Origin of the sequence: Rhizobium sp. BK251, from assembly GCF_004345245.1 — a bacterium.
Taxonomy (GTDB): Bacteria; Pseudomonadota; Alphaproteobacteria; order Rhizobiales; family Rhizobiaceae; genus Rhizobium.
In genome coordinates, this window is the sequence record NZ_SLUQ01000006.1 from 301,770 (window position 1) to 317,968 (window position 16,199).

Here is a 16,199-nt window from a genome sequence, read left to right on the forward strand (position 1 = left end):
GGCTCAGGCCTCAGCATCCCAGACGAGCACGCGGATCGGCGTCGGATCGAAGCCGTTGCATGGATTGTTGATCTGCGGGCAATTGGAGATCACCAGCAGCACATCCATGTCCGCCGTAAGCTCGACATAGTCGCCGGGCGAGGAAATGCCGTCGACGATCGTCATTTCGCCGGTCGGCGCGATCGGCACGTTCATGAAGAAATTGATGTTCGGCACGACGTCGCGCTTGCCCATCCCGTATTTCGAGACCTCGAGCACGAAATTGTCGCGGCAGGCATGAAGGTATTTCGTGGCGTGACCGAAGCGCACCGTGTTGCTCTCGCACGAGCAGGCACCGGCCGATGTATCGTGACGGCCGCAGCTATCGGCCGTCATCGTCATCATCACCCGGCCTTCGTTGGAGATGATCTTCGTGCCCGTCGAGACATAGGCGGCACCCTGCTCGCGCATCGTGTCCTGGTTGGAATAGCGCTCCGAGTAGTCCTCGGCATTGTAGAACAACGTGTCGATCGCCTGCTGACCGTAGGAGTCCTCGATGCGGACGGTCTGTCCCTTCTTTACGAGGGTCGAAAAAGGCGCTTCGGCGGGGATATAGTGGTCCTGCACGGTGTTCTCGAGCGAGCGAGCGGCGGAGGTTGCGGCAAACTTTGTCATCTCTGTTCCCTCACGCTTCGGCGAACGCATTGTTCTCGAAGCCTCGCACGGCCTCTGCGGTTGCGGTACGGCAAAGGTCGTCGGCCGTGGGCTCGCTCGCGGCGATGCGAGTGACTGTCACGGGATTGGGTGCGTAGACGGGACTGGGGTCGAGGGGATGCGGGCAATTCGAGAAACCGACGATCATGTCCATCTCGGCGCGCAGTTCGACATAGTCGCCGGCTTGAACCAGTTCCGGCTTCCAGAGGAACTTGCCCTCGGCATCGACCCGAACGGGCGCAAAGAGAGCCAGCACTGCCGGAATGTCACGTCGATCGAAGCCGAGCTTGGCGGCCATCTTGACCAGGTTGTCGCGCGTGTTGCGGATGTTCGCGCCATTGGCGCCCAGATATTTCGCGGCGTTGGAGGCAGCCGTTGAGCCACCCATCAGGCAGTCGTGCGCCCCACATGAATCCTCGACGATGGAGAACATGACCCTGCCCATATCGGAGAAGATCACACGGCCCTTGCCGAGACCCGTCGTCCACTGCACCTTGATCGTATCGGGCAAGTTCAACCGCTCCGATTTCTCCCGGGCGTTCCAGGCGACAAGAGTGACCGTGGAAAATCCCTCGTCCAGGCTGATGCGCAGGATCTCGTTCTTCTTGACGGATGTGGCCCAGTACCAGCCGCCCGGGATCACCTCGCGGTGGACGATGCCGCCGGCGGTGACTTCCGGCGCGGGCTTGGCGCTCTTGGCCGGCGGCGCCTTCGGGGCAAATTCGAGACCCCTCTTCTGATGTTCTTCATAACGCGCGCGGTTGGCGGCGATTTCCTCGGGTGAACGCCTGATGTGCACGGTTCGTCTCCTTGCAATTACTGGCCGGGTCGTCCCGGCTATCGACCGTTGAGTGCCGGGCCGTCCCGGTCCGGTCGGATAAGAGAAGACTGGCCGGCGCGGCGCGGCGGCCAGATCGGAATGTCACGGGTGATCGTCGCACCGTAGCGCAGCCTCTCCTCCGGCCGGTCTCGGCGACGCTCGAAGGCGACGACACGGGTGGCGAGCGCGAAGGCCTCGCGCATGTCGTGGGTAACCATCACCACGGTCATCGGGTTTTCATGCCAGAGCCGCTTCATCAACGAATGGATCTCGGCGCGGGTGCCGGGATCGAGTGCGCCGAAGGGCTCGTCGAGCAGGAGCACGCGCGGCTTCATGACGAGCGCCTGTGCAAGCGCCAGTCGCTGCTGCATGCCGCCGGAGAGCTGTGCGGGATACTTGTCCTCCGCTTGCGAGAGACCGACCTCGTTCAGCATCGCGCGAGCCTCGGCAATCGCCGCTTTCCGCGCATAGCCGAACAGCCGCCCGCAATAGCGCGAGGCGACAAGCTCCTTGCCGAGAAGGACATTGCCGAGCACCGTCAGATGCTGGAAGACGGAATAGCGCTGAAAGACGACGCCCCGGTCCGGCCCCGGCTCCGACGGTAACGCAACTCCATCGATGAGGATCTGGCCACGTGTCGGCCGTTCCTCGCCAAGCAGCATGCGCAGGAACGTGGTCTTGCCGCAGCCGGACGGACCGACCAGAGCGACGAAAGCGCGGGATTCGATGTCGATCGAGATCTTCTCCAGCACGATCTGGTCGCCATATTCCTTCCAGACGGCATCGACTGTGAGCGCGCTCATGCCTGCTTCTCCAGGTCGGACCACGGGAAAAGCGAAACGCGCAGCCGATCGAGCAGCCAGTCCATGGCGACGGCAAGCAGCGTGATCCACGCCACATAGGGAAAGATGACGTCCATCGCGAGATAGCGGCGTACGAGGAAGATGCGGTAGCCGAGGCCGGAGTCCGACGAAATCGCTTCGGCCGCAATCAGGAACAGCCAGGCCGGGCCGAGCTGTAGCCTCAGGCAGGTGATCAGGCGCGGCAGAATCTGTGGCAGGACGACCCGCAGGCCGATCTGCCACGAACTGCCGCCGAGCGTTTCGGCCTTGATGATCTGTTCGCGCGGCATCTCGATTGCCTTCAGCGCGAGGTCACGGATCATGATCGGGGTGACGCCGATGACGATCAGGGCGATCTTGGATGTTTCCCCGAGGCCTGCGACGATAAACAGGATCGGAAGGAGCGCCAGCGGCGGCACCATGGAAACCGCGGCGACAAACGGCGAAAGCAGTGCCCGGACATAGGGCAGCATGCCAATGAGCATGCCAAGCACGAGCGCAACCAGTGTCGCTATGCCGAGGCCGGAGAAGAGGCGCACGAGGCTTGCCAGCGTATCCGCCCAGAGCATGTATTCGCCGGTGCGCGCATCCGCCATGAAGGCCAGGCGATTGATCGCGCCGGCAAGGCCCGAAAGTCCCGGCAGCAGCTTGTCATTTGCGTTGTCCGCCAGCCGCGCCGCCGAACCCATCGCATAGGCGACGAGCACGAGCAGAAACGGCGTCAGCATCAGGGCAAGTCTCGCGCCATTGCTCGGACGCGTATTGATCCAGCGCATGGGAAGGCTCCGCTAAGAGAGGTTCGTGGCGTGGCCGGGCGGCTTGGCACCCGGCCACGCCCATCGTTTCCTAGAGGGTTCCCTTTACGGCCGCGTCCATATAGGCCGTGGTGAAACGGAGCTTCACGTTGGCCTTGTCGCCGAGGACGGTGCCATCAGGCATTTCGATGCCGATTACGTCTGCGGAAGGCGCGCCGTTGCCTAGCAATCCCTTGGAGAAGAGGAAGTTGCGCACGAGATCCATCGTCTTCGGCAGATCCTGTGACGCGGCAAAGGAAACCGCATCCGCCGGCTTGTCGAAGAGCTTCGTCGCGGCCATTTGCGCCTCGAAGCCGGCAAGGTCCGTACCCGATGCCTTGCCCATGGCCTCGCGTGCCGACTTGCCTTCGGCGGAATCCGCGGTCATCAGCTTCATCGTGTCATACCAGATGCCGACAAGCGCCTTGCCGAAATCCGGATTGTCCTTGAGTACGGCGCTGTTGGCGACCATGAGGTCGATGATCTCGCCGGGGATCTGCGAGCTGTCGAAGACCTTCTTAGCAGAGGGTTCCTCCAGAATGGTCGAGACGAGCGGATTCCAGGTGACGACGGCGTCGACGTCGGCCGAGTTGTAGGCGGCGACCATGTCTGCGTCGGACGTGTTGACGACCTTCACGTCGCGTTCGCTCGAACCGATGCCTTCCAGCGCCCGGGCAAGCAGATAGTGCGAGACGGAAAACTCGACGAGATTGACGTTCTGGCCCTTGATATCCTCGAGCTTGGCCTTGTCCTTCAGGATGACGGCGTCGTTGCCGTTGGAAAAGTCGCCGACGATGACGGCGGTCGTGTCAACGCCGCCCGCTGCGGGAATGGAGAGGCCATCCATGTTGGTCAGCGTCACGGCATCGAAGGCGCCCGCGGTATACTGGTTCATCGACTCGACGTAGTCGTTGAACTGGGTGACGTCGATCTTGATGCCGTATTTGTCGGCCCATTTCTGCACGATGCCATGATCGGCGGCATAGCCCCACGGCATCCAGCCGACATAGATCGACCAGGCGACCTTGAACTCCTTCTTTGCCTCGGCATGAGCGCTGCCGAACGCGGCAAGGGCAACGGAGGCTGAAAGGGCAGCGATGGAGAGGATTTTCTTGAAAGTCTGCATTGGTATTCCCCTTTTGTATCCTTCAAAAGGGACCGGCAAAGACCAACGCCGCCAATCCCTTGGCTAACGAGGTCTCCCGGGCTTTTATCCCGCCGTGCACCCGACGGGATTTCTCCCCGTCGGTGACCGCTCTCGGACCAGTCACGTCAAATGACGCCGGAACCCTAGCGACCAACTCATGAACTTCTAATGCAAGGCACGTGCCATATGCACAATCGCGCGGATTTCCGGCCCTTTCACCGGGCATCCCGTGCGACGATTAAAAAAGCTGCACTTTCTTTGGTCGCCGGCGCTCAAAACTGAGGCGCAGGCACGGAACCTTGAATCGAAGGTATTCCGACATTCCAGGCAGGATATGGCCGAAATGGCTGTGCGCGTCGCGATCCAATTGGTCATTTCTTCGCCATACCGTACCGGACTGGCCGAAAGTGACCTCGCGCACCTGCGTATAATCTGATGTAACGGTCCTGCTTTCCACCTCTCGGAAAGTATTTCCCGGACTTCCCCGCCGATTACGGCGGGTTTTTTTTATCCTGCTTCCAGATATACGTTGGCACACGACGCCAAACCGGTTGCCATTGCGCACCTGGCTCTTCGTCGCGCTTGCCTATCCGCCCACCTTGAGCAGCATGCGCGCGCTCTCGGCATCGGTGACCAGCCCTGTTGCCAGCCCGGCCCGCATGGTTGCCAGGAGAATGGCATGCTTGTGAGGGCCACCGGAGGCGATGATACGGTCAGGAATACCGCGATAGGCCTCGATGTCCGGCGAGATGACCTGCCGGTTCAGCGGATGGTCGACCGGCTGGCCCGAGGCGTCGAGATAACGCCCGAGCAAATCCCCCACGGCGCCCGCAGCCACCAGCCTCCCGATGTCGACTTGCGGCGGCAAGCCATAGCGAATCTGCAAGGAACGACCCGTGACATCGCCGACGCTTAAAAAGGACAGCTCGACGTTCGAGCCTTCGCGCAGGAACTCCTGGAAGACGGGTTGGCTCATGATCAGGTCGTGGGCCTCTTCGCTGCCGGCATAGATCGGTGCCGCAAAATAGTGGCACTTCGCGTTCAGCACCTTGGCGAAGCTTCTGACAATCTCGAAAGTGTTGATCTCCGACCCGCGGGTCAATCCGCCCATCAGGGAGCGGATGCGCATTTCCGGCTCGTTCGCACCCGTCATCTGCAGCACGGTCTCATGAAGCGTTGCGCCCCAGCCAACGCCAATGGAGCGCGGTTTGCGGGCCTGAATGAAGCGATCGAGGAAGGCCGCAGCAGCGCGGCCCATAACGGCATGCATCTGATCCAGATCGGCCGGCGTCGGCGCGACGACGGCATCCTTCAAGCCGAAACGCCTGCACAGTCGTGCCTCCAACTCGGCATTTTCGGCAAGCGGCGAGTTGAAACTGACGCGTACGACGCCCTTTTCGAGTGCCGCGGCAAGCAGCTCGTTGATCCGGCGACGTGTCAGGTTCATCCGCTCGCCAATCTGCGCCTGGGTCAACCCTTCGACATGGTAGAGCCATGACGCACGCACCATCAGTTCCTGACTATCCAAGTTCCACTCCCGAGCAAATGTCACATCGGCGTAACATATGTAACATAGAGACTCGATTTAGACGACCACGAGCCCGAAGCCAATTGTTTCGGAAAGCCTTTTGGTCAGCAACTGCGTTGTCGATGGATGGCAGGCCAAAGTTTGAAGGTCACCACTCCTGAGACGACGGCCAAGCACACAGGCAGCAGAATTGTGACCATCGAACTCGTTATCTTTGATTGCGACGGCGTGCTGATCGACAGCGAACCAGTCTCGAGCCGCGTGCTGTGGCAGTCCTTGCAGCGCGCCGGCGTGGAGATATCGCATGCCGAGGTTCACAGGCGTTTCACCGGTCATTCGGAGAGTGACGCAAGGCAGATCTGCGTCGAGGAACTGGGCCTGACGGAGACCACCAGGGTCTTCGCCGAGTCTCGAGCCAATCTCTATGAGGAGTTCGCCCGCTCGCTCACTCCCATGCCCGGCATCGAGGCGCTGGTGCGCGCGCTTCCACATAAGAAGTGCGTTGCTTCGAACAGCAGCATGGAGCGGCTAACGAGAAGCCTCGGCCTCCTCAGCCTCTGGAATGAATTCGCCCCGAATGTCTTCAGCGCCGAGATGGTAGAACGCCCGAAACCCGCGCCCGATCTTTTTCTGATGTGCGCGACGAGACTTGGCGTCGAGCCAGATCGCTGCGTAGTCATCGACGACAGTCCCCACGGGATTGCCGGTGCGGCCGCTGCCGGGATGAAGTCGATAGGCTTCGTCGATCCGGCGGACCCGCGGGAGGGGCAGCGCTCCTTGCTTGCCGATGCCGGGGCCACGCTGGTTGTCAGAGGCATCGCCGAACTCGGGCAGGCCCTCGACACTCTGCTTTCCTCCGAGCCCAGCCCGTGCTCCGGCCGGGAGACCTCGTTCGTTACCACACCCGCTTGATCGCCGTGCGTCGCGGCCACCGCGGCGACCCATGTCATCCAAAATTCACAGGGCCATTAACAAACCGACACCGACAACGCGCAAAGACACTGCACCCGCGTTTCGAGCTGTTCCCTTTTTGACAAGGAGTATTTCAATGCTTCCCATCACCCGTCGTGGCACCCTTGGCCTTATGGCCGCAACCGCCGGCAGCCTGATCCTGCCTCGCACGGTGTTCAGCCAGGGCAAGCGCCCCTCGGTCACGATCGCCGTGCAGAAGATCACCAACAACAACACGCTCGACATCTGGAACGAGCAGTCGAACGTTGGCGAGCGCGTCTTCTTCCCGAACCTCTGGGAAGGCCTGATCCTGCGCGACTGGATGGGCAATCAGGGACCGGTTCCGGGCCTTGCCACCGAATGGAAGCGCATCGACGACCGCACGCTCGAACTGAAGCTGCGCCAGGGCGTCAAATTCCACAATGGCGACGAGCTGACCGCCGATGACGTCGTATTCAGTTTTTCCGCTCAGCGCGTATTCGGCAACACGCAGCCGGCTGGCGGCAAGACGATTTTCGACGACGAGCATAAGCCCGCGACCGCCAAGGAACTGCCGGCCATCATTCCGGGCGTCGGCCGCCGCCTCTGGCCGGCCCTCGCCGGTGTCGAGGCCGTCGACAAGTATACGGTGCGCTTCCACAACGCCACGCCGGACGTGACGCTCGAAGGCCGCCTCTATTCGTTCGGCAGCCAGATCGCCAATCGTCGCGCATGGGACGAGGCTGCTTCCTATACCGATTGGGCTCGCAAGCCGATCACGACCGGCCCTTATATGGTTGGTGAATACAAGCCGGACGTATCGCTGACGCTCGTCGCCTTCGACGAGTATTGGGGCGGTCGCGCGCCGCTCGAGGAAATCCGCTTCGTCGAGGTGCCGGAGGTTTCCTCCCGCGTCAACGGCCTGCTCTCCGGCGAATACGACTTCGCCTGCGACCTGCCGCCGGACCAGATCGCCACCGTCTCCGCCGCTCCCGGCCTCGAAGTTCAGAGCTCGACCATCTGGAACCACCGCATTTCGGTCTTCAACGTCCAGAATCCCATTCTCGCCAACCCGCTCGTCCGCCGCGCCATGACCCATTCGATCGACCGCCAGGCGATCGTTGAGGCGCTCTGGGGCGGTCAGACCGTCGTCCCGGCCGGTCTGCAGTTCGAGTCGTTCAAGTCGTCCGATATGTTCATCGATGGCTGGACACCGCCGGAATTCAACCCGGAACTGGCAAAGGACCTGCTGAAACAGGCCGGCTACAAGGGCGATGCGATCCCCTACCGCCTGCTCAACAACTACTACACCAACCAGACCGCCAATGCGCAGATCATGGTCGAGATGTGGAAGCAGGTCGGCCTCAACGTCGAGATCGAGATGAAGGAGAACTGGGCACAGATCCACGATCCCCAGGGTATCAAGGGCGTACGCGACTGGTCGGCCTCGAACTCCGTCAACGACCCGATCACTCCGCTCGTCGTGCAGTTCGGCCCGAACGGCGAAGTCCAGCAGAAGAAGGACTGGTCGAACGCGGAGGTCAACCAGCTCTCCGTCATCATGGAAACCTCGACCGACATGGCGCAGCGCAAGAAGGCCTTCGCCCGCATGCTCGAGATCTGCGAGCGCGAAGACCCGGCCTATCAGGTCCTGCACCAGAACGCCGTCTTCACCGGCATGAAGTCCTCGCTGAAGTGGAAGGCCGCACCCGCTTTCGCAATGGATTTCCGCAGCAACAACTGGACCATGTAATTGTTGCCGGGCCCGGCAGCTCTCCCCATTGCCGGGCCTATCCCTTCCCGCAACCGCATCGGCGGGCCTAAGGGCCGGCCGCATCCAGGCATTGAAGAAGGTGGCCGCAATGAGCTCCAATCTCGTGGAACTGCGAAACCTGAAAGTCGCCTTCGACGGCGTTGAGGTGCTGCATGGCATCGATCTCGAAGTGAAACCGGGAGAAGCGCTGGGCCTGGTCGGCGAATCCGGCTGCGGCAAGTCGGTCACCTGGCTCGCGGCGCTCGGCCTGCTGCCGGCAAAGGCGACGATCAGCGGTTCAGTCCGCCTGGATGATCGCGAGATCCGCGGCGGCTCGCGCAGCGTTCTGGAAAATGTCCGTGGCGGACGCATTGCCATGATCTTCCAGGATCCCTCCAGCTCGCTCAATCCCGTACTGAAGGTCGGCCGGCAGATCAGCGAAGCCGTTGCTCTCCACCGCGGCATGGCTGCTGGCGCGGCGAAGTCGGAAGCGCTGAGGCTGATGGATCTGGTCGGCATTCCCGACGCACGCCGTCGGTTCGACCTCTATCCTCATGAATTTTCAGGCGGCCAGTGTCAGCGGCTGATGATCGCCATGGCGCTCGCCGGCCAACCCGACCTGCTGATCGCCGACGAGCCAACCACGGCGCTCGATGCCACCATCCAGGCGCAGATCCTCGAGCTGCTCATCCGGCTGCGTGCCGAAACCGGCATGGCGACCGTCTTCATCAGCCACGACCTGGGTGCGGTATCGCAGATCTGCGAACGGGTCTGCGTCATGTATGCCGGCCGCATTGTCGAGCAAGGCAGCATCGAGCAATTGTTCTCCGAGCCGCGCCACCCCTATGCGCGTGGGCTGTTTGACGCGATTCCGCGGATCGACGGTCCGCGCAATCGGCTGATCCCTATTCCCGGTACCGTACCGAACCCGAAGCACCTGCCTGCGGGCTGTTCTTTTGCGCCGCGTTGCATGCGCGCCGAAGAAGGCTGCAGCCACGAGCGGCCGGCCCTGGAGGCGATCGCCGACGGCCGCGCGCTCGCCTGCTTCAACCCGGTACCGGCCAGCCAGGCCATGCCCGTCAAGGCAAAGATTTTGGAAGGCGTGTAGTGATTGCTCCCCTCATCAAGGCCGAAGGGCTTGAGCGCGTCTACAAGCTGCGCCGAGGCCCATTTGGCAAGGCCGTTCCGGTCCGCGCTGTGGACGGCGTTTCCCTCGCCGTCATGCCCGGCGAAACGCTCGGCATCGTCGGCGAATCCGGCTCCGGCAAGTCGACCTTGGGACGCATGCTGCTCGGCATCGACCCGGCTCAATCCGGGGCGGTGACCTTCGAGGGCAGCCGCATGCCCGCCCTTGGTACCGCGGAGTGGCGAGCGCTGCGGGCCAGGATGCAACTCGTCTACCAGGATCCGCTGGCCGCCCTCGACCGCAGGCTCACGATCGCCGCCCAGATTCGCGAGCCCCTTGATATCCATGGCCTGTTGCCCAGGGACGCGCGTTCGGCTCGTGTCCAGGATTTGATGATTGGCGTCGGATTGCGCCGGGACCAGGCGGGCAGCTATCCGCATGAGCTCTCCGGCGGCCAGCGCCAGCGTGCGGTGATCGCAAGAGCGCTGGCAACAAGCCCGAAGCTTCTCGTCTGCGACGAACCGGTTTCGGCGCTCGACGTCTCGATCCAGGCGCAGGTGGTCAACATGCTGCGCGACCTGCAGGAAAAGAACCATATCGCCATGATCTTCATCAGCCACGATCTGAAGGTCGTACGAAACATCGCAGACCGGGTCGCGGTGATGTATCTCGGACGGATCGTCGAGGAGGCCTCCTCGGACGTGATCTTCCAGGCGCCGAAGCATCCTTACACCAAAGCGCTGGTCTCGAGCGTTCCCGTGCCGGGCAAGCCGCTTACGGGACGCATGATCTTGCAGGGCGAGCCGCCCAACCCCGCCAACCGCCCCTCGGGCTGCGCGTTCCACCCTCGTTGCCCGCTTGCGGGCGACATCTGCCGCACCGCCTCGCCGGCCTTGCGCGAAATCGGCGAGGGACGCATGGCGGCTTGTCACATGGTTGAAGGCGCAGACGCGCCGATGGCCGCTTGAGGATGCCGCGATGATCAGTTTCGTTCTCACGCGCCTGCTTCGCGCTGCCATTACCATCCTCGCCGTTGTCACATTCGCCTTCGTCGTCCTGCGCATGTCCGGCGATCCGGCCCAGGTCATGCTCGGCCCGGACGTCCCGCAGGAAGCCATCGATGCCTTTCGCCGGGCCTGGGGCCTCGACCAGCCGCTCTGGATCCAGTACCTCGCCTATCTCAAGTCCATCTTCAGCGGCGACTTCGGCGTCTCCATGCGTGACAAGGCATCGGCCATGCATCTCGTGCTGGAGCGGATACCGGCGACCCTGCAGCTGACGATCCCCGCGCTCTTGCTGAAGCTGGTGATCGGTATTCCCGCAGGCGTCTACGCTGCGCTGCACCGCCAGAGTTCGATCGATCGCGGGGTGATCCTCCTCGCCATCCTCGGCTTTACGATCCCGTCCTTCGTCATGGGACTGCTGCTTGTCCTGGTCTTCTCGGTGATCCTCGGCGTGCTTCCCTCCGGCGGGCAGGACACATGGATGCACGGCATACTGCCGACCATTACCATGAGTATCGGCGGGATCGGCATTCTCGCGCGCTTCTCGCGCAGCGCCATGATCGAGGTGATGGGCCAACACTATATCCGCACCGCCTCCGCCAAGGGGCTGAAATGGCACGACGTGGTCTGGCGCCATGCCCTACCGAATGCCGCCGTTCCGATCATCACCATCGTCGGTTTCATGGTCGGCACGCTGATTGCCGGTGCGGTGGTGGTCGAATCGATCTTCTCCTGGCCCGGCATCGGCCGCCTCCTGGTCGTTTCCGTGACCAACCGCGACCTCGCCGTCGTGCAGTGCATCCTGCTGATGATCGCGGCGACCATGGTGGTCTCCAACCTCGTCGTGGACCTGCTTTACGGCTGGCTCGATCCCCGGCTTCGCGCCTAGGCTGCATATTGAGGAGAGAGACGATGGTCTCCGTAGATACGATAAAGGCGCATACGGCGCCGAGCTTTCCCCAACGTCTGGTCTCGCTGCTGCGCCGACACGTGCCGATCTCCGTCGGGCTAGGCATCCTGTGGCTCGCGGCCATGGTGTTCATCGCCTGCTTTGCAGATCAGCTGCGCCCCTATGGCATTACAGCGATGGACCTTACCAACCGGCTGGCCGCGCCCGGCAATGCAAAGCACTGGCTCGGAACCGACGAGCTGGGTCGCGACGTGCTCGCGCGCCTGCTACAGTCCATCCGCGTATCGCTGGTGATCGCCTTCGGCGCGACGATCCTGTCGGCGGTCTTCGGCACAGCGCTCGGCTTTGCGGCCGCCAAATTCCGGGGCGCTGTCGAACACCTCGTCCTCGTGCTCGCCGATTTCCAGGCGGCCTTGCCCTTTCTCATCATGTCGCTCGCGGTCCTCGCCTTCTTCGGCTCCTCGATGCTGCTGCTGGTCTGCCTGATGGGCTTCTACGGGTGGGAACGCTATGCGCGCATCGCCCGCGGCCTGGCGATTTCCGCAAGCGCGCAGGGTTATGCCGCAGCCGTCGTGCAGCTCGGCGCGACACCTGCGAGGGTCTACTTCCATCATATCCTGCCGAACGTCGCCTCCACGCTCATCGTCTCGATGACGCTGACCTTCCCGGAAATCATCCTCATGGAGAGCAGCCTGTCCTTTCTCGGTCTCGGCGTGCAGCCTCCGGAGACCAGCCTCGGCAACATGGTCGGCTTCGGTCGTGAATACCTCACCCGCGCTCCGTGGATCATGCTTGCCCCCTCCCTGGTGATCATGCTGACCACCCTTTCTATTTCGCTCGTTGGCGACTGGCTGCGCGACAAGCTCGATCCGACGGTTCGCTAAGTTCCAATTGACTACTCACAGGATACGCCCATGACATTGATCACCGGCCACCGCGGCGCCCGGAACCTCTGGCCCGAAAACTCTCTTACCGGCTTTCGCAACGTCCTCGCGCTGGGCGTCGACGCCGTCGAATTCGACGTCCATCTGACGGATGCCGGCGAACTCGTCGTCATTCATGACGCAACGCTTGACCGCACGACGGACGACGAAGGCCCGGTGCGGGCGCTCACGCCCGAAGCTCGGCAACGCGTCAGGCTCAAGGGCAGCGACGAGACAATCCCGACCCTGGCCGAGGTGCTTGCGGCTCTCGTGCCGGCAAAGGACCTGCCCTTGCACGTAGAGATCAAGAGCGACGAGACTACGACGCCCTATTCGGGAATCGTCGAGAAGGTGGCCGCAGAACTCAGCCAATTTGGCCTTGCCGAACGGAGCTACCTCACCTCCTTCGATACCTCGGTACTCGACGACTGCCGCCGCCATGCGCCCGATATCGCCCGCCTCGTCTCCGTCAACGCAGCCTGGGCGGAGACGCAGGGCGGGTTGAAGCAGTTCCTCACGCAGGTCGACGGTCTCGTCGAGGTCGTTGCGATCCACCACGAGCTGATGGAGGCCGAGTGGGACCTGATCACCGACCGCCTGCCGCTCGATCGGCTCTGCGTCTGGACGCTGAACGACGAGGCACTGATACGCCGTTGGCTTGAGCGAGGCATCGGTCATCTCACCTCTGATAGCCCCGACCTCGCGCTCAGGCTGCGAGCCGAAGCCGCCGGCAGCGCCTGAGCCTTAGATAAACAGTGCTGGAGATCAACATGAGCAACATCATCGCAACCGGCTTCAACTCGGGCTCGGACGACGGCGAGCTGGAAAGCCTCGAAGTGGACCTGCGCCGGCTCGCCGATATCGGCGTCGACACGGTCGAACTCGGCCTTACCACCATCGACCTCATCGCGGGCGGCCGCGTGATCAAGGAACGCGCCGAGCGGCTCGTTGCCCTGACGCGGCAGTTCGACTTCCGCTACACAGTGCACGGCCTCGTTTCTTCGAACTTCATGGACCCGGCTACCTGCCGCTACCAGCTCGACGCAGCCAAGGCGCTCATCGAGGTCTGCGACCGGATCGATGCCCGCATCATCGTTCAGCACGGCGGTTGCCTTCGCGCCGACCAGATCTCCGAGCGTGCAGGCGCCGACCAGCGCGAGCGCGAAGCGCTGTTCGAACTCGCGGAATTCGCCAGGCCGTACGACGTACGCATCGCGCTCGAAAACATCTTCACCACGGAGCCCGGTCAATACCGCCAGACGCCCGCGGAAGTCGCCGAGACCGTCAAGGCTCTCGATCATCCGAACGTCGTGGCGCTGATCGACTTCAGCCATGCCTATATCGAATCGACCTATCGCGGCCTCAACTTCCGCGAACAGATCCGTGCCATGGCGCCGGTCACCGGCCACCTGCACGTCCATGATTCCTTCGGTCGCCCGCAGGGCTCCTACGAAGCCTTCTATCCGCAGGAAAATACCGCGATGGGCATCGGGGACCTGCACATGCCGCTCGGCTGGGGCGATATAGACTGGGAGGATATTTTCAGCGAGCTGGAATTCCTTCCGGGCACGGTCCTGATGATGGAAATTGGCTTGCGCTACCGCAACGAGCAATCGGAGAGCCTGGATCGCGCCAGGAAGCTGATGGCCCTCAACGGGCGCGATGCACCGGTCGGGTCACGGCGATAGCCGCGCCTCACAGCGTGCGTTGACGGACTCGACTTTTCCGGAAGGCTAAAAGCTGACCAAACAGTCAGTTTTTAGCCTTTTTCTATCGTCGAAAATCGGCCGAAGGCAGCAGTAGGATAGACAGGTCCCTGGTGACCGAGGTCAGTTATGCGGTGCCTACGAGTGCGGAAAATTGTTCCAACCGGACGCGCGCGCAGTCGCGACCGCTATCTTCAATTCACGCCCAAGATAAAGGACGGCGAAGATCGCAACGATACTGATTATGTCCCACATGCTGATGCCCCTCATAAGAATACTTTCTTGGAGACTTCGCATTGATGTGAAGCGGAAGTGTGTCCGGCGCGCGATGGCCGAAGCAGAACGCAAAATCAGCCGTCGTTGAACGCCACTTGCGACACCTTCCTGACACACAATATTCAGCTCGGACTTTTGTCCGGCTCGGCAGAGCCTCGGGCGCCGGCCCCGATGATGCCCGGATTGTCCTGCCAAGAGAGCGGATAGCCGGCCCCTTGGGCCGGAAGTCACTCAGGTACGTCGCAGATTGATCTGGCTGGTAATCACATCGCGTCCCGAAGCCGGATCGTTGTCTGTCGTCGTCAACGTCATTCCGTCGTTGCCGATCTTCTGCAGCCGCAGACTGGCGGTGCGGTCTCCATTGATGACCCTCGGCCAGTGGATGGTTAGGCTGATGACGTTGCCGCGGCGACCGCCGGCCAAGCCGGCGACGTCACCGTCCGGTCCCACGTAGGTGCCACTGTACTGCGCGCCGTTGTGTTTCAGATCGGCGGCGATCGTGCGGGAAATGAGGATAAGGCCGCGGCAGGTGCCGTTGAGCAGCAAGGCGGCGCTGTCTGTGCGCGTACTGAATTTGCAATTGACATTAACAGGCAATGCTTTGAGGCGAACCTTCACCAACCCGCTGCCCGTCCAACTGCCTTCCAGCGAGTCGAGAAACGACGCGTCGTCCGCCCGAGCCGCTCCCGCGGCGAAAAACGCGACGACGATAACCACATACCAGAAGATTTTCATGGGAATGCCTCCGGATGAGTAGGCACGCGAGATCAAGGTGATATGCGAGGTGAGCTCGCGTCATCCTACCATGGTTCCTACGCGCTCGGTATCATTTAGGGCACAATGCTCCGATGCCCACCGGCGCGGTCGGCTAGCGGGCCGGCGCTCGCAGACCTTTCTGCTCTACTATTGAAGCGACCGCCGGGCCCCTTATTTCGGGAAGCGAAGTCCAAGTGAAAGGAGGAGAACCATGTCCAAGTATCACATTGGAGATCACGTCGCCTGGAACTCTGAAGCGGGATATGTCAGCGGCCATATCGTGGCGATTCACGAGCAGGATTTCACTTTCAGGGGCTACACCCACCACGCCTCCAGCCAGGAGCCGCAGTATGAAATCAAGAGCGACAAGACCGATCATATAGCGGCCCACAAGGAGAGTGCGCTCTCCCGAAAGGCGTGATCGTGCCGTTCTATTCAATCGGCCATTCCGACCGCCCGTTTGATGAGTTTCTGGAGATTCTCGAGGATGCCTCCATAAACCTGATCGTCGACGTCAGGGCGTTTCCGCGGTCAAGCAGCAATCCGGAATACAACATAGACATTCTTCCGATCGGCCTGAGCGCGCACGGCATTGCCTACGAGCATTGGTCCAGTCTCGGCGGACGTCGGCACCGCCAACATGCCATACCGGATGAATGCAATGCGCTCTGGCACAATCGCAGCTTTCACAATTACGCTGACTATGCCTTGTCAGACGCCTTCCAGGCTTCCCTTGACGCTTTGATTGCGCGCGGAAACTCAAGCCGATTGGCGATGATGTGCTCGGAAGCGGTCTGGTGGCGCTGTCATCGGCGCATAATCACCGACTATCTGATTTTACGGGGCCATGCCGTTTACCACCTCATGGGCGCTGGACGGATCGATCTGGCGACGCCGACCCCAGGCGCAGTTATTACACCGCAAGGGACGGTCGTTTATCCGCCGGCACCGGAAAAGCTGGCCAACGAGTCGCCGGAGGCCAGATGACCAT

17 protein-coding genes and 1 riboswitch are annotated in these 16,199 nt (G+C 62.0%); of the genes, 10 read left to right on the forward strand and 7 right to left on the reverse strand.

Going from position 1 to position 16,199, the window contains the following annotated elements; genetic code table 11:
- Nucleotides 1–3: 3 nt before the first annotated feature.
- The 6 genes from EV286_RS16945 to EV286_RS16970 all read right to left on the reverse strand — a co-directional run bounded on the left by EV286_RS16945 (nucleotide 4) and on the right by EV286_RS16970 (nucleotide 5,824).
- Complete coding sequence (locus tag EV286_RS16945; RefSeq protein ID WP_132958316.1) at nucleotides 4–654, reverse strand: urea amidolyase associated protein UAAP2; 651 nt, start codon at nucleotides 652–654, stop codon at nucleotides 4–6.
- Between the two features lie 10 nt (nucleotides 655–664).
- Nucleotides 665–1,492 (reverse strand): urea amidolyase associated protein UAAP1, encoded by an 828-nt coding sequence (locus EV286_RS16950; protein WP_132958317.1) that lies wholly within the window; start codon nucleotides 1,490–1,492, stop codon nucleotides 665–667.
- 38 nt (nucleotides 1,493–1,530) lie between these two features.
- Nucleotides 1,531–2,316 (reverse strand): ABC transporter ATP-binding protein, encoded by a 786-nt coding sequence (locus EV286_RS16955; protein ID WP_132958318.1) that lies wholly within the window; start codon nucleotides 2,314–2,316, stop codon nucleotides 1,531–1,533.
- Complete coding sequence (locus tag EV286_RS16960) at nucleotides 2,313–3,131, reverse strand: ABC transporter permease (protein ID WP_132958319.1); 819 nt, start codon at nucleotides 3,129–3,131, stop codon at nucleotides 2,313–2,315. The genes EV286_RS16955 and EV286_RS16960 overlap by 4 nt, the downstream gene beginning before the upstream one ends.
- Before the next feature lie 70 nt (nucleotides 3,132–3,201).
- Entirely contained in the window at nucleotides 3,202–4,275 is a 1,074-nt protein-coding gene (locus EV286_RS16965; RefSeq protein ID WP_132958320.1) for a putative urea ABC transporter substrate-binding protein, read from the reverse strand.
- 71 nt (nucleotides 4,276–4,346) lie between these two features.
- A riboswitch (guanidine-I (ykkC/yxkD leader) is annotated at nucleotides 4,347–4,454 on the reverse strand.
- A 428-nt stretch (nucleotides 4,455–4,882) separates the two neighbouring features.
- Nucleotides 4,883–5,824: a sugar-binding transcriptional regulator gene (locus EV286_RS16970; RefSeq protein WP_132958321.1), complete on the reverse strand. Its 942-nt coding sequence runs from the start codon at nucleotides 5,822–5,824 to the stop codon at nucleotides 4,883–4,885.
- Between the two features lie 192 nt (nucleotides 5,825–6,016).
- Between EV286_RS16970 and EV286_RS16975 the strand changes: the two genes are divergently transcribed.
- The 8 genes from EV286_RS16975 (at nucleotide 6,017) to EV286_RS17010 (ending at nucleotide 14,158) form a co-directional block, all read left to right on the forward strand.
- Nucleotides 6,017–6,736, forward strand: coding sequence for an HAD family hydrolase (locus EV286_RS16975; RefSeq protein ID WP_132958322.1), 720 nt, complete (start codon nucleotides 6,017–6,019; stop codon nucleotides 6,734–6,736).
- 136 nt (nucleotides 6,737–6,872) lie between these two features.
- Nucleotides 6,873–8,507 (forward strand): ABC transporter substrate-binding protein, encoded by a 1,635-nt coding sequence (locus tag EV286_RS16980; protein WP_132958323.1) that lies wholly within the window; start codon nucleotides 6,873–6,875, stop codon nucleotides 8,505–8,507.
- A 109-nt stretch (nucleotides 8,508–8,616) separates the two neighbouring features.
- Nucleotides 8,617–9,615 (forward strand): ABC transporter ATP-binding protein, encoded by a 999-nt coding sequence (locus EV286_RS16985; RefSeq protein ID WP_132958324.1) that lies wholly within the window; start codon nucleotides 8,617–8,619, stop codon nucleotides 9,613–9,615.
- Nucleotides 9,616–9,617: 2 nt separating this feature from the next.
- Nucleotides 9,618–10,601, forward strand: a complete 984-nt coding sequence (locus EV286_RS16990) for an ABC transporter ATP-binding protein (RefSeq protein WP_132958525.1) — start codon at nucleotides 9,618–9,620, stop codon at nucleotides 10,599–10,601.
- A gap of 10 nt (nucleotides 10,602–10,611) precedes the next feature.
- Complete coding sequence (locus EV286_RS16995; protein ID WP_132958325.1) at nucleotides 10,612–11,526, forward strand: ABC transporter permease; 915 nt, start codon at nucleotides 10,612–10,614, stop codon at nucleotides 11,524–11,526.
- Nucleotides 11,527–11,549: 23 nt separating this feature from the next.
- The gene (locus EV286_RS17000; protein ID WP_132958326.1) at nucleotides 11,550–12,431 is read left to right on the forward strand and encodes an ABC transporter permease; all 882 of its coding nucleotides are present in this window, start codon (nucleotides 11,550–11,552) and stop codon (nucleotides 12,429–12,431) included.
- A gap of 30 nt (nucleotides 12,432–12,461) precedes the next feature.
- Nucleotides 12,462–13,211, forward strand: coding sequence for a glycerophosphodiester phosphodiesterase family protein (locus EV286_RS17005; protein WP_132958327.1), 750 nt, complete (start codon nucleotides 12,462–12,464; stop codon nucleotides 13,209–13,211).
- Nucleotides 13,212–13,240: 29 nt separating this feature from the next.
- Nucleotides 13,241–14,158, forward strand: coding sequence for a TIM barrel protein (locus EV286_RS17010; protein ID WP_132958328.1), 918 nt, complete (start codon nucleotides 13,241–13,243; stop codon nucleotides 14,156–14,158).
- A 525-nt stretch (nucleotides 14,159–14,683) separates the two neighbouring features.
- On the opposite strand, the gene EV286_RS17015 is transcribed toward EV286_RS17010, so the two are convergent.
- On the reverse strand, nucleotides 14,684–15,187 hold the full coding sequence (locus EV286_RS17015) for a hypothetical protein (RefSeq protein ID WP_132958329.1): 504 nt from the start codon (nucleotides 15,185–15,187) through the stop codon (nucleotides 14,684–14,686).
- Between the two features lie 232 nt (nucleotides 15,188–15,419).
- Between EV286_RS17015 and EV286_RS17020 the strand changes: the two genes are divergently transcribed.
- Both EV286_RS17020 and EV286_RS17025 read left to right on the forward strand, forming a co-directional pair.
- Complete coding sequence (locus EV286_RS17020; protein WP_132958330.1) at nucleotides 15,420–15,629, forward strand: DUF2945 domain-containing protein; 210 nt, start codon at nucleotides 15,420–15,422, stop codon at nucleotides 15,627–15,629.
- A 2-nt stretch (nucleotides 15,630–15,631) separates the two neighbouring features.
- A complete protein-coding gene (locus tag EV286_RS17025; protein ID WP_348633552.1) occupies nucleotides 15,632–16,195 on the forward strand; it encodes a DUF488 domain-containing protein in 564 nt (187 codons plus the stop codon).
- Nucleotides 16,196–16,199: the final 4 nt, after the last annotated feature.